This is a genomic window from Solwaraspora sp. WMMB762, from assembly GCF_049179115.1.
Classification (GTDB): domain Bacteria; phylum Actinomycetota; class Actinomycetes; order Mycobacteriales; family Micromonosporaceae; genus Micromonospora_E.
The window spans coordinates 1,862,812-1,884,942 of sequence record NZ_JBMHMD010000001.1 but is presented as its reverse complement, the minus strand read 5'-3'; the positions used below and the strand labels follow the sequence as shown (position 1 = coordinate 1,884,942).

General features: G+C 70.2%; 25 protein-coding genes. 16 read left to right on the top strand and 9 right to left on the bottom strand.

Annotation, left to right across the window (positions count from 1 at the left end):
- The first annotated feature begins 260 nt into the window (after positions 1-260).
- The 11 genes from uvrA (at position 261) to ACN27J_RS08245 (ending at position 13,236) form a co-directional block, all read left to right on the top strand.
- Positions 261-3,245, top strand: a complete 2,985-nt coding sequence (gene uvrA, locus ACN27J_RS08295; RefSeq protein ID WP_421364882.1) for an excinuclease ABC subunit UvrA — start codon at positions 261-263, stop codon at positions 3,243-3,245.
- 145 nt (positions 3,246-3,390) lie between these two features.
- The gene (locus ACN27J_RS08290; RefSeq protein WP_421364880.1) at positions 3,391-3,897 is read left to right on the top strand and encodes a Rieske 2Fe-2S domain-containing protein; all 507 of its coding nucleotides are present in this window, start codon (positions 3,391-3,393) and stop codon (positions 3,895-3,897) included.
- A gap of 90 nt (positions 3,898-3,987) precedes the next feature.
- A complete protein-coding gene (gene uvrC / locus ACN27J_RS08285) occupies positions 3,988-5,952 on the top strand; it encodes an excinuclease ABC subunit UvrC (RefSeq protein WP_421364879.1) in 1,965 nt (654 codons plus the stop codon).
- A gap of 201 nt (positions 5,953-6,153) precedes the next feature.
- A complete protein-coding gene (rapZ, locus tag ACN27J_RS08280; RefSeq protein WP_421372153.1) occupies positions 6,154-7,053 on the top strand; it encodes an RNase adapter RapZ in 900 nt (299 codons plus the stop codon).
- Positions 7,050-8,036, top strand: coding sequence for a gluconeogenesis factor YvcK family protein (locus ACN27J_RS08275; protein WP_421364877.1), 987 nt, complete (start codon positions 7,050-7,052; stop codon positions 8,034-8,036). The genes rapZ and ACN27J_RS08275 overlap by 4 nt, the downstream gene beginning before the upstream one ends.
- 53 nt (positions 8,037-8,089) lie before the next feature.
- Entirely contained in the window at positions 8,090-9,070 is a 981-nt protein-coding gene (whiA, locus tag ACN27J_RS08270; RefSeq protein ID WP_123602428.1) for a DNA-binding protein WhiA, read from the top strand.
- A gap of 261 nt (positions 9,071-9,331) precedes the next feature.
- A complete protein-coding gene (gap, locus tag ACN27J_RS08265) occupies positions 9,332-10,336 on the top strand; it encodes a type I glyceraldehyde-3-phosphate dehydrogenase (RefSeq protein WP_278169959.1) in 1,005 nt (334 codons plus the stop codon).
- The gene (locus ACN27J_RS08260; protein WP_421364875.1) at positions 10,333-11,538 is read left to right on the top strand and encodes a phosphoglycerate kinase; all 1,206 of its coding nucleotides are present in this window, start codon (positions 10,333-10,335) and stop codon (positions 11,536-11,538) included. The genes gap and ACN27J_RS08260 overlap by 4 nt, the downstream gene beginning before the upstream one ends.
- Before the next feature lie 35 nt (positions 11,539-11,573).
- Positions 11,574-12,338 carry a triose-phosphate isomerase gene (gene tpiA / locus ACN27J_RS08255; protein WP_421372151.1) on the top strand — a complete coding sequence of 255 codons (765 nt, stop codon included), beginning with the start codon at positions 11,574-11,576 and terminating at the stop codon, positions 12,336-12,338.
- A 153-nt stretch (positions 12,339-12,491) separates the two neighbouring features.
- Positions 12,492-12,752 carry a preprotein translocase subunit SecG gene (gene secG, locus ACN27J_RS08250; RefSeq protein ID WP_278169949.1) on the top strand — a complete coding sequence of 87 codons (261 nt, stop codon included), beginning with the start codon at positions 12,492-12,494 and terminating at the stop codon, positions 12,750-12,752.
- Between the two features lie 139 nt (positions 12,753-12,891).
- The gene (locus tag ACN27J_RS08245) at positions 12,892-13,236 is read left to right on the top strand and encodes an RNA polymerase-binding protein RbpA (RefSeq protein ID WP_421364873.1); all 345 of its coding nucleotides are present in this window, start codon (positions 12,892-12,894) and stop codon (positions 13,234-13,236) included.
- 8 nt (positions 13,237-13,244) lie between these two features.
- On the opposite strand, the gene ACN27J_RS08240 is transcribed toward ACN27J_RS08245, so the two are convergent.
- Both ACN27J_RS08240 and ACN27J_RS08235 read right to left on the bottom strand, forming a co-directional pair.
- Positions 13,245-13,424, bottom strand: coding sequence for a hypothetical protein (locus ACN27J_RS08240; protein ID WP_282231269.1), 180 nt, complete (start codon positions 13,422-13,424; stop codon positions 13,245-13,247).
- A gap of 43 nt (positions 13,425-13,467) precedes the next feature.
- Positions 13,468-13,842, bottom strand: a complete 375-nt coding sequence (locus tag ACN27J_RS08235) for a hypothetical protein (protein WP_421364871.1) — start codon at positions 13,840-13,842, stop codon at positions 13,468-13,470.
- 127 nt (positions 13,843-13,969) lie between these two features.
- Between ACN27J_RS08235 and ACN27J_RS08230 the strand changes: the two genes are divergently transcribed.
- Together ACN27J_RS08230 and ACN27J_RS08225 are read left to right on the top strand one after the other, a co-directional pair.
- Entirely contained in the window at positions 13,970-14,866 is an 897-nt protein-coding gene (locus tag ACN27J_RS08230) for a helix-turn-helix domain-containing protein (protein WP_421364869.1), read from the top strand.
- Positions 14,863-15,063, top strand: coding sequence for a DUF397 domain-containing protein (locus ACN27J_RS08225; protein WP_421364867.1), 201 nt, complete (start codon positions 14,863-14,865; stop codon positions 15,061-15,063). The genes ACN27J_RS08230 and ACN27J_RS08225 overlap by 4 nt, the downstream gene beginning before the upstream one ends.
- A gap of 9 nt (positions 15,064-15,072) precedes the next feature.
- Here ACN27J_RS08225 and ACN27J_RS08220 read toward each other — a convergent pair whose 3' ends face one another.
- The 3 genes from ACN27J_RS08220 to ACN27J_RS08210 form a co-directional block, all read right to left on the bottom strand.
- Positions 15,073-15,633, bottom strand: coding sequence for a hypothetical protein (locus ACN27J_RS08220; RefSeq protein ID WP_421364865.1), 561 nt, complete (start codon positions 15,631-15,633; stop codon positions 15,073-15,075).
- Between the two features lie 70 nt (positions 15,634-15,703).
- Positions 15,704-16,930 (bottom strand): hypothetical protein, encoded by a 1,227-nt coding sequence (locus ACN27J_RS08215; RefSeq protein WP_421364863.1) that lies wholly within the window; start codon positions 16,928-16,930, stop codon positions 15,704-15,706.
- 50 nt (positions 16,931-16,980) lie between these two features.
- Positions 16,981-17,718, bottom strand: coding sequence for an ATP-binding cassette domain-containing protein (locus tag ACN27J_RS08210; protein ID WP_421364861.1), 738 nt, complete (start codon positions 17,716-17,718; stop codon positions 16,981-16,983).
- A 201-nt stretch (positions 17,719-17,919) separates the two neighbouring features.
- Between ACN27J_RS08210 and ACN27J_RS08205 the strand changes: the two genes are divergently transcribed.
- Positions 17,920-18,906 carry an aminoglycoside phosphotransferase family protein gene (locus ACN27J_RS08205; RefSeq protein ID WP_421372150.1) on the top strand — a complete coding sequence of 329 codons (987 nt, stop codon included), beginning with the start codon at positions 17,920-17,922 and terminating at the stop codon, positions 18,904-18,906.
- Positions 18,907-18,913: 7 nt separating this feature from the next.
- On the opposite strand, the gene ACN27J_RS08200 is transcribed toward ACN27J_RS08205, so the two are convergent.
- Positions 18,914-19,834, bottom strand: a complete 921-nt coding sequence (locus ACN27J_RS08200; RefSeq protein WP_421364860.1) for an aminoglycoside phosphotransferase family protein — start codon at positions 19,832-19,834, stop codon at positions 18,914-18,916.
- 69 nt (positions 19,835-19,903) lie between these two features.
- Between ACN27J_RS08200 and ACN27J_RS08195 the strand changes: the two genes are divergently transcribed.
- Complete coding sequence (locus ACN27J_RS08195; protein WP_421372683.1) at positions 19,904-20,131, top strand: type II toxin-antitoxin system HicB family antitoxin; 228 nt, start codon at positions 19,904-19,906, stop codon at positions 20,129-20,131.
- Here the strand turns inward: ACN27J_RS08195 and ACN27J_RS08190 are convergent.
- Positions 20,055-20,597 (bottom strand): NUDIX hydrolase, encoded by a 543-nt coding sequence (locus tag ACN27J_RS08190; protein ID WP_421372149.1) that lies wholly within the window; start codon positions 20,595-20,597, stop codon positions 20,055-20,057. The two genes, ACN27J_RS08195 and ACN27J_RS08190, sit on opposite strands and share 77 nt — an antisense overlap.
- 44 nt (positions 20,598-20,641) lie before the next feature.
- Between ACN27J_RS08190 and ACN27J_RS08185 the strand changes: the two genes are divergently transcribed.
- On the top strand, positions 20,642-21,094 hold the full coding sequence (locus tag ACN27J_RS08185) for an alpha/beta fold hydrolase (protein WP_421364859.1): 453 nt from the start codon (positions 20,642-20,644) through the stop codon (positions 21,092-21,094).
- Between the two features lie 123 nt (positions 21,095-21,217).
- Here ACN27J_RS08185 and ACN27J_RS08180 read toward each other — a convergent pair whose 3' ends face one another.
- Both ACN27J_RS08180 and ACN27J_RS08175 read right to left on the bottom strand, forming a co-directional pair.
- Positions 21,218-21,595, bottom strand: a complete 378-nt coding sequence (locus ACN27J_RS08180; RefSeq protein ID WP_421364858.1) for an Mth938-like domain-containing protein — start codon at positions 21,593-21,595, stop codon at positions 21,218-21,220.
- Entirely contained in the window at positions 21,588-22,118 is a 531-nt protein-coding gene (locus ACN27J_RS08175; protein ID WP_421364857.1) for a flavin reductase family protein, read from the bottom strand. Before ACN27J_RS08175 ends, ACN27J_RS08180 begins: the two co-directional genes overlap by 8 nt.
- Positions 22,119-22,131 lie beyond the last annotated feature (13 nt).

Here is a 22,131-nt window from a genome sequence, read left to right as displayed (position 1 = left end):
CCAGGTCAATGGGTGACTTGACCAATATGTGCAGTATGCCGGGAGATCCGGCTCGCCCGGGCGGTATTGGCGGGACCGGTGCCGGGATACCCCGATCGGGTGACGACGTGTGTCGGGCAGAGTTGTCGGAGCCCGGGGCTACAGTTGCCGAGGCATCGGCCGGGTCGGCGCAGACCTACTGACCCGGCACCGTCAAACGTGACGATTCAGACACCTGACAAATACGCACCTTTGTGAGCCTCTACGGGAGCAGGCGGACCGTGGCCGACCGATTGATCATCCGTGGCGCGCGTGAGCACAACCTCCGCGACGTCAGCCTCGACCTGCCGCGTGACGCGCTCATCGTGTTCACCGGGCTGTCCGGCTCGGGCAAGTCGAGCCTCGCGTTCGACACCATCTTCGCCGAGGGACAGCGGCGGTACGTCGAGTCGCTGTCGTCGTACGCCCGGCAGTTCCTCGGCCAGATGGACAAGCCGGACGTCGACTTCATCGAAGGGCTGTCCCCGGCGGTCTCCATCGACCAGAAGTCCACCTCGCGCAACCCGCGGTCCACCGTCGGCACGATCACCGAGGTCTACGACTACCTGCGGCTGCTCTTCGCCCGGGTCGGCGAGCCGCACTGCCCGGTCTGCGGCGAACGGATCTCCCGGCAGACCCCGCAGCAGATCGTCGACCGGGTGCTGGCCATGCCCGAGGGCACCCGGTTCATGGTGCTCGCCCCGGTGGTGCGCGGCCGCAAGGGCGAGTACCTCGACCTCTTCGCCGACCTGCAGGCCAAGGGGTACGCCCGGGCCCGGGTCGACGGGGTGGTCCACCCGTTGACCGAGCCGCCGAAGCTCAAGAAGCAGGAGAAGCACACCATCGAGGTGGTCGTCGACCGGCTCACCGTCAAACAGAACGCCCGGCGGCGGCTGACCGACTCGGTGGAGTCGGCGCTCGGCCTCACCGGTGGCATCGTGCTGCTCGACTTCGTCGACCTCGCCGAGGACGACCCGGCCCGTGAGCGGCGCTTCTCCGAGCACCTGGCCTGCCCGAACGACCATCCGCTGGCGATCGAGGACCTGGAGCCGCGGGTCTTCTCATTCAACGCGCCGTACGGTGCCTGTCCCGAATGTGTCGGTCTGGGGACGAAGAAGGAGGTCGACGCGGAGCTGGTCGTCCCGGACGTGGAACGGTCGCTGCGCGACGGCGCCATCCAGCCCTGGTCCGGCGGGCAGACCCAGGAGTACTTCGCCCGGCTGCTCGCCGCGCTCGGCGAGGCGGAGCACTTCGACCTGGACACCCCGTGGCGCAAACTGCCCAGCCGGGCGCAGAAGACCATCCTGTACGGCGCCGACGACCAGGTGCACGTCCGCTACCGCAACAAGTACGGCCGGGAACGGTCCTACTACACCGGCTTCGAGGGCGTGGTGCAGTGGATCGAGCGGCGGCACACCGACACCGAGTCGGAGTGGTCGCGGGAGAAGTACGAAGGCTACATGCGGGACGTGCCGTGCGGGTCGTGCGGCGGCGCCCGGCTCAAGCCCGAGGTGCTCGCGGTCACCGTGGCCGGTCGCAACATCGCGGAGGTGACCGGGCTGTCCGTCGGTGAGTGCGCCGACCTGCTGGGTGGGCTGGTGCTCACCGACCGGCAGAAGATGATCGCCGAGCGGGTGCTCAAGGAGATCAACGCCCGGCTGCGGTTCCTGGTCGACGTCGGCCTGGACTACCTGTCGCTGGACCGCCCGGCCGGCACCCTCTCCGGCGGCGAGGCGCAGCGGATCCGGCTCGCCACCCAGATCGGCTCCGGCCTGGTCGGGGTGCTGTACGTGCTGGACGAGCCGTCGATCGGGCTGCACCAGCGGGACAACCACCGGCTGATCGAGACCCTGGTGCGGCTGCGCGGCCTGGGCAACACGCTGATCGTGGTCGAGCACGACGAGGACACCATCCGGACCGCCGACTGGATCGTCGACATCGGGCCCGGCGCCGGTGAGCACGGCGGCCGGATCGTGCACAGCGGGCCGGTCGACGAGCTGCTGACCAGCGAGGAGTCGCTGACCGGGGCGTACCTGTCCGGCCGCAGGGCGATCCCGGTGCCGGCCACCCGGCGGCCGGCGACGGCCGGCCGCGAGTTGGTGGTGCACGGCGCCCGCGAGCACAACCTGCGCAACCTGACCGTCACGTTCCCGCTCGGCCAGCTGATCGCGGTCACCGGGGTCAGCGGCTCCGGCAAGTCGACGCTGGTCAACGACATCCTCTACACCGTGCTGGCCAACCAGATCAACAACGCCCGGCTGGTGCCCGGCCGGCACACCCGGATCACCGGGCTGGACTACGTGGACAAGGTCGTCGGGGTCGACCAGTCGCCGATCGGTCGTACCCCACGGTCGAATCCGGCGACGTACACCGGGGTGTTCGACCACGTCCGCCGGTTGTTCGCCGAGACGACCGAGGCCAAGGTGCGCGGTTACGGTCCGGGGCGGTTCTCGTTCAACGTCAAGGGCGGCCGGTGCGAGGCGTGCTCGGGCGACGGCACCATCAAGATCGAGATGAACTTCCTGCCGGACGTCTACGTGCCGTGCGAGGTCTGCAAGGGCGACCGGTACAACCGGGAGACCCTCGAGGTCCACTACAAGGGCCGGACCATCGCCGAGATCCTGCAGATGCCGATCGAGGAGGCGGCCGAATTCTTCGAGGCCATCCCGGCGATCCACCGGCACCTGAAGACCCTGGTCGACGTGGGGCTGGGCTACGTGCGGCTCGGGCAACCGGCGCCGACCCTGTCCGGCGGCGAGGCACAGCGCGTCAAGCTCGCCTCCGAGTTGCAGAAGCGCTCCACGGGCCGGACGGTCTACGTACTCGACGAGCCGACCACCGGGCTGCACTTCGAGGACATCCGCAAGCTGCTGACCGTGCTGGCCGGCCTGGTCGACAAGGGCAACACCGTGGTGGTCATCGAGCACAACCTCGACGTGATCAAGACCGCCGACTGGCTGATCGACATGGGGCCGGAGGGCGGGCACCGGGGCGGCACCGTGGTCGCCGCCGGCACACCGGAGGAGGTCGCCGAGGTCGCCGAGAGCCACACCGGGGCGTTCCTGCGCCCGGTCCTGGGCCGTACCGGCGCCGCCGGTGGAGCCGCCGCCGCGTCCGCGCGGGCCGCGAAGGCCAACGGTACGCCCGGCCGGACGAACAGCCCGACGACCAGAGCCAAGCGCGGCACTGGTGGGCGACGGGCGGCCGAAGCGGTCGCACAGCATTGACACAGCTCCCGTACAGCGGCGTCTACGGCTGCGCTTGGATCATGGTCCTGCCGTCATATCGGGATGAACCGTTCGTGACGCCTCGCCGTTTCTACTGGCGTGGCCATGGACGACCAGCCGTGGCAACTGACAGGAGGCAAGCTGAATGACTGAGCACCAGACGACCACCGACGCCGGTCCGACCAGCCGCCGGGCGCTGCTGATCGGCGCGGGCGGGGTCGGAGCGACCGTGGCGCTCGCCGCCTGCGGCACCGGTACCGACGACGACCTGGGCGACGGTGCCAACGCGCCGGTCGACGCGGGCCAGTCCGCCGGCGCGGACGGCGGCGCGGACAGCGGTACGGACGGCGGCGACACCGGATCCGGCGGTGACGGGCTCACCACCAGCCAGGTGCCGGTCGGCAGCGGCGTCATCCTCGCCGCCCAGGGCGTCGTGGTCACCCAGCCCGCCGAGGGCCAGTTCAAGGCGTTCAGCAATGTCTGCACCCACCAGGGCTGCCCGGTGGCCAACCTTGACGGCGGCACCATCAACTGCACCTGCCACTTCAGCAGTTTCTCCATCTCCGACGGCTCGGTGCTCTCCGGCCCGGCGTCGGCGCCGCTGGAGGAAAAGACCGTCACCGTCGATGGCGAGACCATCTCGGTGGCCTGACGACCGGATCGTCCGCGTCCGCCGGGTGCGTGCCGCCCACGCGGACGCGGACGCCCGGAGCTGTCACAGCCCTGGACTACGCTGACGGCGATGCCAGATCCGTCCAGCTACCGCCCCGCCCCCGGCACCATCCCGGACTCGCCGGGGGTCTACCGGTTCCGTGATCCCACCGGGCGGGTCATCTACGTCGGCAAGGCCAAGAGCCTGCGCAGCCGGCTCAACTCCTACTTCGGCGACCTCTGGCAGCTGCACCAGCGGACCCAGCAGATGGTCACCACCGCGGCGTCGGTCGACTGGGTGACCGTCGGCAGCGAGGTCGAGGCGCTGCAGCTGGAGTACCTCTGGATCAAGGAGTACGACCCCCGGTTCAACGTCCGCTACCGGGACGACAAGTCCTACCCGTACCTGGCGGTGACGCTGGACGAGGAGTTTCCCCGGCTGCAGGTGATGCGCGGGGCGAAACGCAAAGGGGTGCGTTACTTCGGGCCGTACTCGCACGCCTGGGCGATCCGCGAGACCCTCGACCTGTTACTGCGGGTCTTCCCGGCGCGGACCTGCTCGGCCGGGGTGTTCCGGCAGGCCGGCCAGGTCGGGCGGCCGTGTCTGCTCGGCGACATCGGCAAGTGCTCGGCGCCGTGCGTCGGCCGGGTCGACGCCGCCGGGCACCGGGCGATCGTCGACGAGTTCTGCGACTTCATGGCCGGGCGCACCGACACCATGGTGCGCCGGCTGGAGCGGGACATGCACGACGCCGCCGAGGCGTTGGAGTTCGAACGGGCCGCCCGGCTGCGTGACGACGTCGCGGCGCTGCGCAAGGCGATGGAGAAGCAGACCGTCGTGCTCGGTGACGGCACCGACGCCGACGTGGTCGCCTTCGCAGAGGACCCGCTCGAAGCCGCGGTGCAGGTATTCCACGTCCGCGGCGGTCGGGTACGCGGTCAGCGCGGCTGGGTGGTGGAGAAGGTCGAGCAGCTGACCACCGCCGACCTGGTGCACCACTTCTGCACCCAGGTGTACGGACCCGAGCAGGGCGAGACCGACGTGCCCCGGGAGCTGCTGGTGCCCGAGCTGCCGGCGGACGCGCCGGCGCTCGCCGACTGGCTGACCGCCCGCCGGGGCAGTCGGGTGACCCTGCGGGTGCCGCAACGCGGCGACAAACGCGCCCTGATGGAGACCGTGGCCCGCAACGCCGGCGAGGCGCTGACCCGGCACAAGCTGCGCCGGGCCAGTGACCTGACCACCCGCAGCCAGGCGTTGGAGGAGATCGCCGAGGCGCTCGGGCTGGCCGCCGCGCCGCTGCGCATCGAGTGTTTCGACGTGTCGCAGATCCAGGGCACCGACGTGGTCGCCAGCCTGGTGGTGTTCGAGGACGGGCTGCCCCGCAAGGCCGAGTACCGCCGGTTCGCGGTCCGCGGCGCGACCGACGACCTGTCCGCGATGAGCGAGGTGCTGCGCAGACGCTTCGCCCGCCACCGCCAGCCCCCCGACGAACCGCCGCCGGCTGCGGATGGGCTGTCGGCGACGCAGACGGCTGCCGACGGGGCCCAGCCGCCGCCGGGTGTCGACCCGCAGACCGGACGGCCGCGCCGGTTCGCGTACCCGCCGCAGTTGGTCGTGGTCGACGGCGGTGCGCCGCAGGTGCAGGCCGCCGCGACGGTGCTGGCCGAGCTCGGCGTCGACGACGTCGCGCTGTGCGGGCTGGCCAAGCGGCTGGAGGAGGTGTGGCTGCCCGGCGACGACTACCCGGTGATTCTGCCGCGCACCTCCGAAGGGCTCTACCTGCTGCAGCGGATCCGCGACGAGGCGCACCGGTTCGCGATCACCTACCACCGGCAGCGCCGGTCGAAGCGGATGACCGCCTCCGGGCTGGACCAGGTGCCCGGGCTCGGCGAGACCCGGCGCAAGGCGCTGCTGCGGCACTTCGGCTCGGTCCGGCGGATCGCCTCGGCGACCGTCGACGAGATCACCGAGGTGCCCGGCATCGGCCGGCGGACCGCGGAGACGATCGTCGCTGCGCTCGCCGGGTCGCCGGATGATGGCGCGGATCGCACCTAGAATCCCATCTGTGGTGCCGACCTGCGCGCACCTGGCGCGCCGCGTACCCGAGGCAGGAGGACCGTGAGGCAGAACAGCCTGAACCCGGGCGACGACATCACCCGTCGGGCCGTCGGCCCGGCCGATGACCCGCCGGCCGGCGACCGGTCGGTCCCCGACCAGTCCGCCGTGGCCTCGGTCGACGACCTGGCCAGCAGCGCCGTGCACGACGGCGAGCCGGTCGGCACCGTGGCCGACCAGAACGAGGCCCGGCTGGTCGTGGTGACCGGGGTGTCCGGTGGCGGACGCAGCACGGTGGCCCGGGCCCTGGAGAACGTCGGCTACTACGTGGTGGACAACCTGCCGCAGGCGCTGCTGCTCGACATGGCCGAGCTGGCGATGCGGGCCGGTGGGGCGGCCCGGCGTACCGCGATGGTGCTGGACGTGCGCAGCCGTGCCTTCTCCACCGACCTGGTCGGCGCGATCCGGGCACTCAAGGAACGCGGCTACCAGCCCCGGGTGGTCTTCGTCGATGCCGCCGCCGACGTGCTGATCCGCCGGTTCGAAAGTGTCCGGCGCTCGCATCCGCTGCAGGGTGACGGCCGGCTGGCGGACGGCATCGCCGCCGAGCGGGACCTGCTCGCCGAGGCCCGCGACCAGGCCGATGTGATCATCGACACCAGCCATCTGAACGAGAACCAGCTCCGGCGCCGGGTCGAGGAGCTGTTCGGCGGCGAGGACGCCCGCCGGCTGCGGATCACCGTGCTGTCGTTCGGCTTCAAGTACGGGCTGCCGCCGGACGCCGACTTCGTCATCGACGCGCGGTTCCTGCCCAACCCGTACTGGGTCCCGGACCTGCGCGAGTACACCGGCCGGGAGGCGTCGGTCAGCGGGTACGTGCTCAGCCAGGAAGGCGCCGACGACTTCGTCCGCAACTACGCCGAGCTGGTCAACGCCACCACCGCCGGGTTCGAGCGGGAGGGCAAACGCTATCTGACCGTGGCGGTCGGCTGCACCGGCGGCAAGCACCGCAGCGTCGCGATCGCCGAGGAGCTCGCCGTACGGCTGCGCCAGGCCCGGCTGTCGGTCAACGCCCAGCACCGTGACCTGGGGCGCGAGTGAGCGTACTGCGGGTGGTGGCCTTCGGCGGCGGGCACGGGCTGGCCGCCTCGCTGCGTGGCCTGCGCCACGCCGGTGCCGACCTGGCGCTGGACCTCACCGCAGTGGTCACGGTCGGTGACGACGGTGGGTCGAGTGGCCGGCTGCGGGCCGACCGTGGCGCGCTGCCCCCCGGCGATCTGCGCCAGGCGCTCGCCGCGCTGGCCGGGCCGGCGCCGGCCGACCAGTTGACCGCCGAGCTGTTCCAGCACCGGTTCGTGCCGGTGCCGGGGGAGGCGCCGGCGACCGACCGTCCCGACCCACTCACCGGGCACGCCGTCGGCAACCTGGTGCTGTGCGGGCTGATGGAGCTGCTCGGTGACCCGGTCGCCGCGCTCGACCACGTCGGCCGGCTGCTCGGCGCGACCGGCCGGGTGCTGCCGATGTCCTGCGAGCCGGTGTCGATCGAAGCCGACGTGCGTGGCGGTGACCCGCGCCGGCCGGCCGACGTGGTCACCGTCCGGGGCCAGCACGCGGTGGCGGTCACCCGGGGCCGGGTCGAGTCGGTCCGGCTGCAGCCGAAGGCACCGGCCGCCTGCCGGCCGGTGTTGGCGGCGGTGCGTGACGCGGACTGGCTGATCTTCGGGCCGGGTAGCTGGTACACCAGCGTCATCCCGCATCTGCTGGTGCCGGACCTGGCCGCCGCGATCGTGGCCAGCCCGGCCCGTCGGCTGGTCACCCTGAACCTGGCGGCGGAGAAGGAGACCCTCGGGCTGTCGGTCGCCGACCACCTCGCCGCACTCAGCTGGTACCTGCCGCAGCTGCAGGTCGACACGGTGCTCGCCGACGGTACGGCGGTCGGCGATCCCGACCCGGCCGCCCGTGCGGCAGAATCGCTGGGTGCGCGTTTGACGCTCGCCCCGTTGGCGGTCGCCGACGGCAGCCCCCGGCACGATCCCGTCGCGTTGGGTGCCGCCCTGGTGCCTGTCCTGCGGTCCGCTCGTTAAGCACGTACGTATCGGTACCCGCCGTCTAACCGGCCCCCGTGAGGTGAATGACTATGGCGATGACCGCTGCCGTCAAGGACGAGCTGAGCCGGGTCGACGTGCCCAAGCCGTGCTGCCGTCGTGCAGAGATGGCCGCGTTGCTGCGCTTCTCCGGCGGGCTGCACATCGTCGCCGGCCGGGTCGTCGTCGAAGCCGAGCTGGACACCAACGCGGTCGCCCGGCGGCTGCGCCGGGAGGTGGCCGACGTCTACGGCTACTCGAGTGAGATCCACGTGCTGAGCCCGAGCGGGCTGCGCAAGGGCAACCATTTCATCATCCGGGTGGTCAAGGACGGCGAGGCGTTGGCCCGCCAGACCGGCCTGCTGGACGTGCGGGGCCGGCCGGTGCGTGGCCTGCCCCCGCACCTGGTGTCGGCGAACGTCTGCTGCGCCGTGTCGGCCTGGCGGGGCGCGTTCATGTCGCACGGGTCGTTGACCGAGCCGGGCCGGTCCAGTGCGTTGGAGATCACCTGTCCGGGGCCGGAGTCGGCGCTGGCGCTGGTCGGTGCCGCCCGGCGGCTGGGGATCGCCGCCAAGGCACGCGAGGTGCGCGGCGTCGACCGGGTGGTGGTCAAGGACGGTGACGCGATCGCCGCGCTGCTCACCCGGATCGGCGCGCACTCCAGCGTGCTGACCTGGGAGGAGCGGCGGGTACGCCGGGAGGTGCGGGCCACCGCGAACCGGCTGGCCAACTTCGACGACGCCAACCTGCGCCGCTCGGCCCGCGCGGCGGTGGCCGCCGCCGCCCGGGTGACCCGGGCGTTGGAGATCCTCGCCGACGACGCCCCGCGGCATCTGACGTCGGCGGGCCGGCTGCGCCTGGAGCACCGCCAGGCGTCGCTGGAGGAGCTGGGCGCCCTGGCCGACCCGCCGCTGACCAAGGACGCGATCGCCGGGCGGATCCGGCGGCTGCTGGCGCTGGCCGACAAACGGGCCCGCGATCTCGGCATTCCGGACACCGAGGACGCGGTGACGGCGGAGATGCTCGTCGGGTGAACACCAGTTGTGAACCAGGGTGACCGGACGCCCCGGCGCAACACGGCACGGGCTTCTCGGATAGGGTCGCAGTGTACGGCGACGGGGCCGGCACCCGGCTCTCCCGCCGCGACCACCGCCTCGGGTGTCCCGCCCGAGCCACGTACGGCTGCGGCGTGACCAGCCGGATCATCTGATCGGCGCCCGGCCCGCCACGCGGTCGGCGCACACCAATCCGTCCGGCTCCGGCCCGGACGGGCGAGAAGCAAGGAGATGGGACCTGTGACCATCCGGGTTGGCATCAACGGCTTCGGCCGTATCGGCCGTAACTTCACGCGGGCGGTGCTCGCCTCCGGCGCGGACATCCAGATCGTCGCGTTCAACGACCTGGGCGACACCGCGACCACCGCGCACCTGCTCAAGTACGACAGCATCCTGGGCCGGCTGCCGCACGAGGTGAAGGCCAGCGGCGACGAGATCACCGTCGGCGGGCAGACCATCAAGGCGCTCGCCGAGCGCGACCCGGCCAAGCTGCCCTGGGGTGAGCTCGGCGCCGACGTGGTGATCGAGTCGACCGGCTTCTTCACCGACGCCACCAAGGCCAAGGCACACGTCGACGGCGGCGCCAAGAAGGTCATCATCTCGGCCCCGGCCAAGAACGAGGACTTCACCGTCGTGCTCGGCGTCAACGACGGCCAGTACGACCCGGCCAAGCACACGATCATCTCGAACGCCTCCTGCACCACCAACTGCCTCGCCCCGATGGCCAAGGTGCTGCAGGACACGTTCGGCATCGAGCGCGGCCTGATGACCACCATCCACGCGTACACCCAGGACCAGAACCTGCAGGACGGCCCGCACAAGGACCTGCGCCGGGCCCGCGCCGCCGCGCTGAACATCGTGCCGACCTCGACCGGCGCCGCCAAGGCGATCGGCCTGGTGCTGCCGGAGCTCAAGGGCAAGCTGGACGGCTACGCGCTGCGGGTGCCGATCCCGACCGGCTCGGCCACCGACCTGACCGTCACCGTCGGCCGCGAGACCACCGTCGAAGAGGTCAACGCCGCGGTCAAGGCCGCCGCGCAGGGCCCGCTGGCCGGCATCCTCACCTACACCGAGGACCCGATCGTGTCGGCCGACATCGTCACCGACCCGGCGTCGTGCATCTTCGACGCCGGCCTGACCAAGGTGATCGGCGACCAGGTCAAGGTCGTCGGCTGGTACGACAACGAGTGGGGCTACTCCAACCGCCTGGTGGACCTGGTCAAGCTGGTGGGCGCGTCCCTGTGAGCCAGGTAGCCACTCTCGACGACCTTCTCGCCGAGGGTGTGTCGGGTCGGCGCGTGCTGCTGCGCGCCGACCTGAACGTCCCGTTCGAGAAGGACAACCCGGGGGTCATCGCCGACGACGGCCGGATCCGGGCGGTGCTGCCCACCCTGACCGCGCTGCGTGACGCCGGCGCGGCCGTGGTGGTCTGCTCTCACCTGGGCCGGCCCAAGGGCGCCCCGGACCCGAAGTACACCCTGGCCCCGGTCGCCGCCCGGCTCGGCGAACTGCTCGGCGCGCCGGTCGCGTTCGCCACCGACACCGTCGGTGCCTCGGCGCAGGCCACCGTCGCCGGCCTGACCGGCGGTCAGACCGCGCTGCTGGAGAACCTGCGGTTCAACCCGGGGGAGACCAGCAAGGACGTCGACGAGCGGGGTGCCTTCGCCGACCAGTTGGCGGCGTTCGCCGACGCGTACGTCGACGACGCGTTCGGCGCCGTGCACCGCAAGCACGCCAGCGTGTACGACGTACCGGCGCGGCTGCCGCACGTCGCCGGCAAGCTGGTGCACCGCGAGGTCGAGGTGCTCGGCAAGCTGACCGGCGCGCCGGAGCGGCCGTACGTGGTGGTGCTCGGCGGGTCGAAGGTCTCCGACAAGCTCGCCGTGATCGAGGCGCTGCTGCCGACCGTGGACAAGCTGCTGGTCGGCGGCGGCATGTGCTTCACCTTCCTCAAGGCCCAGGGTCACGAGGTCGGCAGGTCGTTGCTGGAGACCGAGATGGTCGACACCTGCCGTGAACTGCTGGAGCGGGGTGCCGGCAAGATCGTGCTGCCGGTGGACGTGGTGGCCGCCACCGCGTTCGCCGCCGACGCCGACCACGACGTGGTCGACGCCGCCGCGATCCCGGCCGACCGGCTCGGCCTGGACATCGGCCCGCGCAGCGTCGCCGCGTTCGCCGAGGCCCTGGCCGGGGCGCGGACGGTGTTCTGGAACGGCCCGATGGGCGTGTTCGAGCTGGCGCCGTTCGCCGCCGGCACCCGCGGCGTCGCCGAGGCGATCACCAAGGTCGACGGTTTCACCGTCGTCGGCGGCGGTGACTCGGCGGCCGCGGTGCGCACCCTCGGCCTCGACGAGTCCGCCTTCGGGCACATCTCGACCGGCGGGGGCGCCTCGCTGGAGTACCTGGAGGGCAAGACCCTGCCCGGCATCGCCGCCCTGGAGAAGTGAGAGCAGTGCCTGAGACCGTTTCCCGCCGGCCGCTGATGGCCGGCAACTGGAAGATGAACCTCAACCACCTGGAAGCCATCGCGCTGGTTCAGAAGCTGGCGTTCAGCCTGAACGAGCAGCAGTTGACCGACGTCGAGGTGGCGGTGCTGCCGCCGTTCACCGCGCTGCGCAGCGTGCAGACGCTGATCGACGGCGACAAGCTGGCAATCGGGTACGGCGCACAGGACCTGTCGCCGTACGCCTCCGGTGCCTACACCGGTGACGTCTCCGGGGCGATGCTGGCGAAGCTGGGCTGCCAGTACGTGACCGTCGGCCACTCGGAGCGGCGGGCGTACCACAACGAGGACGACGCGGTGGTCAAGGCCAAGGTGGCCGCCGCGCTGGCCAACGGGATCACCCCGATCCTCTGCGTCGGTGAGGGCCTGGACGTGCGGGAGGCCGGCGGCCACGTCGCGCACTGCCGCGACCAGGTCGACGCCGCGCTGGCCGGGCTGACGGCCGAGCAGGTGGTCAAGGTCGTCATCGCGTACGAGCCGGTCTGGGCGATCGGCACCGGCAAGACCGCCACCCCGGCCGACGCGCAGGAGGTGTGCGGGGCGATCCGGGCCCGGCTGGCCGAGTCGTACGACCAGGCCACCGCCGACCAGACCCGGATCTTGTACGGCGGCTCGGTCAAGGCGGCGAACATCGCCGCGATCATGGCCGAGGTCGACGTCGACGGCGCGCTGATCGGCGGTGCCAGCCTGGACGCCGACGAGTTCGCCCAGATCGCCCGCTTCCCGGAGCACGTCAAGCGCTGACCCGGTCGGCTCCGGGGCACGTCGGCCCCGGAGCCGGTCGGCAACCGGACACCCGGCCCGCTATCCTTGGTGGGCCTGTGCTCCGGCCAGCGCGGGCTCGCCCGGGTCGCCCCCGAGATCCCGGCGACCGTCACGAGAGGACTGACCACTACCATGCCGATCGAGTTCGCCTACGTATTGATCGTGTTGCTGGTGATCACGAGCGTGATGCTCACCATGCTGATCCTGCTGCACAAGGGCAAGGGTGGTGGCATGTCGAGCATGTTCGGCGGTGGGGTGAGCACCAGCCTCGCCGGATCCTCGGTGGCCGAGAAGAACCTCGACCGCTACACCGTGCTGACCGGCATCGTGTGGTTCGCCTGCATCGTCGGTCTCGGCCTGTGGCTGAAGGTCGCGATGAGTGCGGGTGTGTGATCCGTCGCATTCCGTCGTAAGATTTCGCGCGGCCCGTTGATACGGGCCGCGCATTCTTTTGGGTACGCCCGCTTCACCGGCGTCGCACCACCGCATCGTGCCGTGGTGACACCCCCTCCCCGACGACAGGAGCGACAACATGGCGAGTGCCAACACGATCCGGGGCAGCCGGATCGGTGCCAGCCCGGCCCGGCCCACCGAGCGGGCTGAACCCGCACCCCGCCGGCAGACCACCTACTGGTGCGCCAACTCGCACGCGGTGGAGATCAGTCTCGCCGTGGAGGCGGCAGCCCCGGAGACCTGGGAGTGCCCGCGCTGTGGGCTGCCCGCCGGGCAGGACCGGCACAATCCGCCGGCCCGGCCACGGACCGAGCCGTACAAGTCGCACCTGGCGTACGTGAAGGAGCGCCGCAGCGACGCCGACGCCGAGGCGATCCTCGCCGAGGCGCTCGCGGCGGTCCGCGCCCGACGCGGCGAGGCCTGACCGGCTGCCTACCCCCACTCCCGACGCACCGGAGGCTGACCCGGCTCATCATGCCCGGGATCGGCATCGACCGCGCCGAACATGTCCTCCGGTGCCACCCGGGCCGGCAGCTCGCCGAACCTGGCGCGCCGCAGCCGGTCGAATTCGTCGTCCGCCGACGGCGCTGTCCGCTCCCGATCCTCATCCATGGCGAAGTCCCTTCGTCGGACTCCAGTATCCCGCTGCCGTCCGTCAGGCGCAGGGTTGCGTCGCCACCGCGGCATGGGGGTCAGTCGGGGCGGGCACCAGCACTGTCGTGCCTGACCAGTTGATGTGCGCGTTTCGGATGTGGTGCCACGGTTCGCCGTCCTCGTCGAGGCCGGTCAGTTCGGCGAGGTAGTGGCCGAAGCCGTACCCGCCGGCCCGCAGGGTGGCGATCGCCCACGGGTGGAGCTGGTCGGCGACGCGGTCGGGGTGGCGCTGGTCGTACGGGACCTCGATGACGCCGAGCAGGTCGTAGCGCTCGTCGGTGCCACCGGGGTCGACCACCCGGCACAGCGAGAATCCGTACCGTTCGCGCTGCTCACCGTCCACCCAGCTGAGTTGTACGGCCACTGTGTCCTCCATGATCATTGATTGGATGCTGCGGTGCACGAAGCATCGCGCTAAAACTCGCTTATATCAACCCCTTGTGTTGTTCATGATCACCTGGTGTGATGTCGTGGTCACCGTCCAATCGTGAGAGAGGCCACCGATGGCACGTGCACCGAGGACCCGCAAGGCACCCGCCAACCCCGCCATGTCGCCCACCGTGCAGGCCATGGAGCTCGGCATCCGGCTACGCGAGCGCCGCGAAGAGCTCGGCATGACCGCCGTCGGCGTCGGCCGCAGCAGCGGCATCACCCAGGCGTACGTCTCCGGAGTGGAGATCGGCAAGGTCAAACTCCCCGCCGACCGGCTCGCCCAGCTCGTCAAGATCTACGAGATCGACGACCAGGAGGCCGCCGAGCTGGAGGCGCTGCGGATCGGCGCGATGGCCCGCGCCTGGTGGCACACGTACAAGCAGCTCTTCCCGGCCGAATTCCTGCGCTTCCTCGGCTACGAGGCCGGAGCCGACCACGTCCGCACCTACCAGAGCGAGCTGATCGACGGCCTGCTGCAGACCGAGGCGTACGCCCGCGCGATCCTGCGCGGCGGCAACACCTACGTCCGGCTCACCGAGACCGAGCAGCGCGTCGAGGTACGGATGGCCCGGCAGCGCCGGCTCGCCGAGGACCCACCGCTGCGGATCACCGCGATCTTTGGCGAGGGTGCGATCCGGCAGCAGGTCGGCGGCCCCGCAGTGATGCGCGCCCAACTCGATCACCTGGCCGACCTGATGACCCGCCATTCGGAGCAGATCCGGGTGCACATCATCCCGTTCTCGGCCGGTGCGTACCCGGCGCTCGGTGGGCCGTTCCAGATCCTGACATTTCCGTCGCCACGGGTGCCGGATCTGGTCTGGCAGGAGGTACTGACCTCCAGCGACATCATCGACCAGTCCAGCCGGGTCGCCGACTACACGATCACCTTCGGTGAGACGCTGGAGCGGGCGTTAAGCTTCGACGAGTCCCTCGCCCTGATCCGCCAGGTGGCCCAGGAGATGACATGACCGAGCACACCCCCGCACACGGCTGGTTCACATCCTCCCGCAGCGCGAACAACGCCGCCTGCGTCGAGGTTCGCCTCAGCGCCGACACCATCGGCGTACGCGACTCCAAGGACCGCGGCGGCCCGGCGCTTGCCTTCGACCCGGCCGCCTGGACCGGCTTCCTCACCACCCTCAAGGCCGCCACGCCGGGCTCGTAGCCATCGAGGCTATCGCCAGAACGTCAACCGCCGCCTGCGCCACGGAGTCGCGGCGTAGGCGGCCAGCCCGACAGCCAGCAGCACGGCGCTGAGCACGAGACTGGGCACATCGTCGTACGGCCGTGCGCTGAACTCCCACCACCGATACTGATCGTTCCCGCCGAACCCCCAGTACCACAGAACGACGGCGACGACCGTGGGCAGCGTCCAGGCCAGCCGCCAGCCGAGGACCGCTCCGGCGAGCAGCGCCAGGCCGAACCAGGCGATCCACCCCCGCGCCATGATCGCAACGACAGCCGGCTGCGTGGTCAGTGCGGAGATGCCCAGGAAGATCACTGCGGAGCCAATGCCCAAGCCGGCGAGGTAGAACCGTTGCATGGACCGTAGTCGTCGGGTGGCTGCCAGCTCCAGGCCAGCGAGGGGACTAGCCAGCCCGATAACTGGCAGGACGGCAGCGCCCATGGCGAGCAGCCGCCACAATGGGACGAACGCTGTGTCGTGTTCGACCGTCCGAGGTAGCGGTGCCTCGACCATGCCGAACCAGGTCACGAGCGCGCCCAGAAGCACCATGCCGGCGAGGACGCTACGTGCCGGCCGAACCGAGAGAAACAGCCTGACAGGTACGGTGCCTGTGGACACCTCAACGACCCGGCTGGCAGTAACGTCCATGAATGTACTTCACCTCTTCGTTCGCCCATATAAACTGATCGGACAGGGAATTTCCGTTTGCGATCTCGCGTCCATCCGACCAGGCTTCTTGCGTGTCCGCAGGTGCATTGGTCTGATAATCCGGGCTGCTTTCCCCAGCCAGATATGCCTCCAGCCAGGCGCCAAGCGCCTCGAATCGCCTCCGGTCGGGCGGGATTAGGACGTTCCAGTCGCAGGATTCAAACTTGAAGGTCGAGGAAATTATCGCCGTACCGATGCTGCCTGAGAAAGACCATGAACTTCCCTCGAAAATGTAGAAAATTGGTGGTGCTCCGTTGTAGCTGAGGTGCCACTGCCCGTCGGGCAAGCGAATCCAGGCTTTCTGTAGGCCGGCCTGATTGATGCGTGGCGGGCGGACGAAGCTCTTTGGCAGCAGATCGATCCGCGCGCTGACCTCCCGCAGTGGGGGAAGGTACTTCTCGTGCTCCGGCCAGATGCACAATGTGGTCGTACCTTCGACGCACATCACGTCTTCTCCTGGCTGCTTCCGGTCCGTCACCGCGTTCGTGGCGACCAGGACTACGACGAGCGGCAACACCGCAGGGACCAGCAGCAGCGTCCTCCGCCGTCGCAGTGCATGGGAGGTCGGCAGGCAGAGCATCGTCAGCAGCAAGACTGTGACTGACGCCAGCCGTAGGGTGAGTGGTCCCGGGTCGACTGTCATCTCCGGTCGGCCGGAGATGACGACGAATCCGAACCGGTCGAGCAACGCGGTCAGAAACAGGAATCCCATTGCCGCCGTCAGCGCTGCGAACACCGAACCGAGCAACTTCCCGCACACCCAGCCCAGGGCGGTCGAGGTCAGAATCACGAAGATTCCGAGTAGCGCGTAGCCCAACCAAAGATGCACGCCGGGTGGAAACGTCCGAGCCGTGATCGTGAAGGCGACGGCCTGACCGACCAGGTACGGGACCAGCAGGACGACGACAGTAGCGCCCAGCCGGTTCGCCTCCAGCCGGGCCGGATGAAAACGCGAGGCCGTCAGCTGCTCCACGATCCGGTGTCGCTTCGGCGCGCTCGCTGCCCACGCCGCCGCACCGGCACCGACCACACCGAGCAGGTACGCGGGAGCCAGCGCTGCCGCGCCGGTCTCCGGCCAGACGCCGATCCAGTGGCGGTTGCGGAGGAACAGCACCGCCAGTTCGATGGCGACGAACACTGGCAACGCCCACCGGACCGGAGAGTTCCGGACGTGCAACCACAGCCCGCTCACAGGCTTCGCTCTCCTTCGGGCAGTAGATGCATGTACGCCCGCTCCAGCGGGGAGTGCCCGGGAAGTCCGTCGTGCCCCAGCGCAGACAGCTCGGCCACCGAACCGTCGAACCTGGCCACCCCGCCATGCATCACGATCACCCGGTCACAGACCGCCGCGACATCGTCGATGAGGTGGGTGCTGAGCACCACCACCGTTTCGCTCAGCCCTGCGACGATCTTGCGGAACTGGAGTCGTTGGCGCGGGTCCAGGCCGACGGTGGGCTCGTCGAGCAGCACCACGCGGGGACGTCCGACGATCGCCCAGGCGATGCCGGCGCGCTGGCGCATACCACCGGAGAGACTACGCATCCTCGAGCGCCGTCGATCAGCCAGGTCGACCATCTCCAACGTCTCGTCGACCGCTTGCCGCCACTTGCTAGCCGGCACCCCACGCATCCAGGCCGCATAGGTCACAAAGTCGACGACCTTCATCAGCGGGTCGAACCCGAAGTCCTGCGGTAGATAGCCGATGCGGTCCCTGATCTTGCGGGCCGACCGCTCGTCGTCGATCTCGACGTCGTCGATGTGGATCCGGCCGTTGCGTGGTGGCATGACGGTTGCCAGCGTCCGCAGCAAGGTTGTCTTCCCCGCGCCGTTGGGGCCCAACAGCGCGGTGATCCCGGGCTGCAGTGTGACGCTGAGGTTGTCGATGATGGTCGACTTCCCATAGCCCTGGGTCAGCGCATCGAGCACGATCGTCACCTGGCGACTCGCAATCACAGGTCCGAGGATTGGCAGAGCAAATACTGGCTCCCTGGATTCGCGCCGAACCAGGCCGGGCTGTCGGACCGGCCACAGTAGGCACGTTGACCCTGGCAGGATAGACCCGTCGGGAGACAATCGTCTCGGTCAGGAGGCGACATGGCTGAACGTGACTTCGCGCGAGCTCGGTTCATGACTTCGGACAGCACAGGCGATGCCGGCGGATCGGCCTTCGTGGTCCCGGCGGAGCTGGCCGCATCCCACGGCACCTACTTCGGCGACGCCGGGCGGGCCTGGATCGCGGCGTTGCCGCACCTGGCGGCAGCCACCATGGACGGGTGGAGGCTGCGCCCTGACGGGCCGGCGAGCTGCGGTGCGATCGCCCTCGTGCTGCCCGTCGTACAGGCCGACGGGTCCCCGGCCATGCTGAAGCTGCAGCCGATCGACGAGGAGACCGTCGGCGAGCCGGTGGCGCTGCGGACGTGGGACGGCGACGGCGCTGTCCGACTCCTACGGCACGACGCACGCTCCGGCGCGATGCTGCTGGAACGCCTCGATGCCGGCCGTACCCTCGCCGCCGTACCCGATGATCTGACCGCGCTGCGGATCCTCAGCCAGCTGCTCGCCCGGCTGACCTCGGTGGCCGCACCGCCCGACGTCCGTCGCCTCGCCGATGTCGCCGCCGGGATGCTCGACCGGGTGCCGCAGGCGCTGGTACGGCTACCCGCCGCCGACCATCCGCTGGTCCGGCGGTGCGCGGCGGCCGTCGAGGAGTTGCTGCCGGAGGCCGGGGACCGGCTGCTGCACTGGGATCTGCACTACGACAACGTCCTCGCGTCCCGGACCGACTCGTCCGGGTTCGGCTCGGCCGCGTCCGACAGTCAGGTGCCGTGGCTGGCGATCGACCCGAAACCACTCGCCGGCGACCCCTGCTTCGAGCTTCTCCCCGCCCTGCACAACCGCTGGGACGACGTTGCCGCCACCGGCGACGTGCCGCGTGCGGTCCGGCGACGCTTCGACCTGATGACCGAGATACTGGGCGTCGACCGGGAGCGGGCCATCGGTTGGACGCTCGGCCGCGTACTGCAGAACCTGCTCTGGGAGTCCGAAGCCGGCGGCCAGGCGTGGCACAGCGCGCCCGACCGCGCCATCGCCCACACCCTGCTGCGCCAGGATTGACCTGCCGTCAGCCGATCGTGGCGATGAGCCGTCGCAGCGCGGCGTGAGCCGGCGGACCCCACGTCGGCTTGCCGCCGGGGCGACCGTGGACCCCGGCGTCGCCGATCAGGATGCCGCCGAGGGCGCGGGCGATCGCCCAGCCACGGGCGCGGCGCATGGTGGCGGCGTCCAGAATCGGCTGGTACGCCGCGTAGAAGTGATCGATGCTGTCGTCCGGGAGCAGGATCCAGCCGGCGGCGAGGTCGTACGCCGGGTCGCCCACGCAGAGGTCCCCGAAGTCGATGACGCCGCAGATGGTGCCGTCAGCGGTGAGGACGTTGGCCGGATGCAGGTCGGCGTGCAGCCACAGGGCCGGGCCTGACCATCCGGGTGCGGTGACCGCGTCCTGCCAGACAGCCTGGACGGCGTCCGGGTCGTCGATCAGCCCGCGTGCGGTGACTTCGGCGAGGCCGCGAGTGAACTGGTCGGTGTGGTCGGTCAACGGCCCGCCCCGGCCGCTGCCGCTGCCTGTGGGTGCGTTGTTGGGAGCGGGTCGGTGCAGCGCGGTCAGGAACGCTGCCAGGGATTCAGCTGCCGCGCGGGCTCGCGTGACCGGGGCCCGGTCGGCGGGGGCACCCGGGACCCAGGTTGTGACGAGCCATGGCCGGGGGAACCGCGCTGACGGCTCGCCAAGTCGCTGCGGTACGGGGACCGGCAACGGTAGATGCGGTGCCAGCGTGGGCAGCCAGGCGTACTCCTTGACCAGCAGCGCGTCCGCCGAACCGGTCGCCCACGGCAGCCGGACGGCGAGATCCTCACCGAGGCGCCACATCTGGTTGTCCCAGCCGCGCGCGCCCAGCCGGACCGGCCGGTCGGCAAGGTCGGGACACTGATCGCGGAGCAGACACCGGACCAGCTCCGCGGTGACCTCAACCTCGACGTGGTCCACGGCGAGCAACAGTAGCCGTAGCCTGACGGTAGAGCCCAGGGAATCGGCGCAGGCCTGGAGGGTGGATTCGTGGAGGTGACGACCTACTTGGTGGTCTGCCGGCGGGTCGGCGACTGGTGGGCGATCAGTGTGCCTGAACTCAACGGCGTACATACGCAGGCCCGACGACCAGACCAGGTCGCTGCGGCGGCTCGAGAAGCGATCGTGTTGCTGCTTGACGTCAATCAAGCCGTGGTGGACGTCGATGTGTTTCCAGATCCTTCAGGCGTCTGCGACGGAGCTGGTCAGCCGGCCTGAGGCTGGGCCCGCTGGGCGGGCTCGATTGGGTACTCCATCGATGGTCGATGCTGCCGAGTAGTGCGTCTTGGTCGTCGGCCAGATGAGAACGAAGCGGCAGCGGGACGAATCGGCAGGCAACCCGTAGCTCGCCGTCCAACCCGGAACCCGTCACTGTGTGCTGCCAGGTATCGGGTGCGTCAGATGGAGCCCGCAGGTGGAAGTAGGCTGTGCGGCGGGGCCGACCGGTCCCGGGGTGTGGCTTGTCTTCCGCCCCGATCTCGCAGACCACGGTGACGTCGGTCAGGCCGGTCTCCTCGGCGGCTTCGCGTAGTACCGCGTCGTGCAACTCCTCGTCGGGTTGCACGCCACCAGCCGGCACCTGAGTGCCAGCGTCGGGGTGGTCGATCTGGTCGAAGACGAGGAGTTGCGCACCGCTGCCGGTGGTACGGATGACATATCCGGCGACGCGGATTCGTGGCCTCATCGGTACATCGTGCACGGCCGCTGGCCCGGCACCGACGGGTGTTGATGTCGGACCGACGGGGCTACGGACGCAGTCCAGACGTCGACGACGGTCAGGTGACCAGCGACTACGCCGTCGACGCGCAGGATGTGATCGCTCTGATGACCGGCGGCGTCCATCTGGTCGGCCACTCGTATGGCGGCACGGTGGCGATGACCGCTGCGGCGGCGCGGCCCGACCTGGTCCGGTCGTTGACGCTTATCGAGCCGTGCGCCCATCTGGTCGCGTCGGACGATCCGCTGGTCGCTGCGGCGATCGAGGACGTGCGCGAGTTCATGGCTGATGCCCGTAAACGGCCGGCACGGCGGTATCTGGACCTGGTCTACCCGGCTGGGCAGTCGCGTCCGGAGCCGGCGGATTGGCTGGACCGGGCGGCCCGCACCGTCCTGAACGAGCCCCACCGCGAGCAGTCCTACGCGGTCAACAAGGTGCTCGAACAGCTGTGGTCAACCGGGTGAGGTGGTAGTCCGCTCCATCTGCCGGTGGCCGATCGGATGCGTGCGGTCTGACATGGCGTCGGCGTGTCGGGTCGGTGGCGCGTAGTGGATCACACCCGGCCGGTGTTCTCGCCCCGTCGTTGGTCAGCAGGTCGAGTGGAACAGGCCGCCCACCGGCTGGGTCGCGGCCAGTTCGTTGTAGCGCTCCACGGCTTGCGTCGTCTCGGCGATGTACGGCGTGATGCCGTGCCGGTCGAGATGTTCGAGGGTGCGCGGGTCGACCTGGAGCTGAAGCTGCATGCCGCGTGACAGGACGATCGCGGTCGCGCCGTGGCGCAGCAGCTCCTCGACGTCTTCGGGTTGAATCCCCGGGCTGTGCCGGGTCCCGGTCGCGGACCAGTCCCAGGCCCGGCCGCCACCCGGGTGGAGCATGAAGTCCTTGCCGGTCCCGAGTCCTTCGACCTCCATCCGACCCCACGAGATCGCCAGCACCCTGGGGGATCGCCCTACGGCGTCAGTCAAGACATTCTCCGGTGCTTTGTGTGGAGTCCGGCGTGCTGCTCAGCGACCAGTATCCGCGGCGGAAGAATACCAGCGGCGCGGCGCTGCGCAGATGACGGAAACGGCGTACGAGACCGATGATCAGCAGGTGGTCCCCGGCGTTGTGGCTGGCGTGGAGATCGCAGTCGAGGTAGGCGAGGGAACCGTCGATGACGGGGGAGCCGGCCTCGGACGCGTGCCAGCTCAGGTCGGCGAACTTGTCGGGCCCGGTGGCAGCCAGTGCCCGGCTGACGTGGTCCTGATCGGCGGCGAGGACGTTGACGCTGAAAGTGCGGCCCGCACTGATCAGCGGCCAACTGGTGGAGGTGTTGTTGATGCCGAAGCCGATGAGGGGTGGCCGCAGTGAGATGGAGAAGAAGGAACCGACGACCAGTCCGACGGGGCGGGCGGCGTGGATGGCGGTGACAGCGACGACGCCGGTGGGGAAGTGCCCGAGTAGTAGGCGAAAGTCGTCCGTGGTCGCCGGTCCTTCAGCACGTGTCACGGCTGGCGTCTCC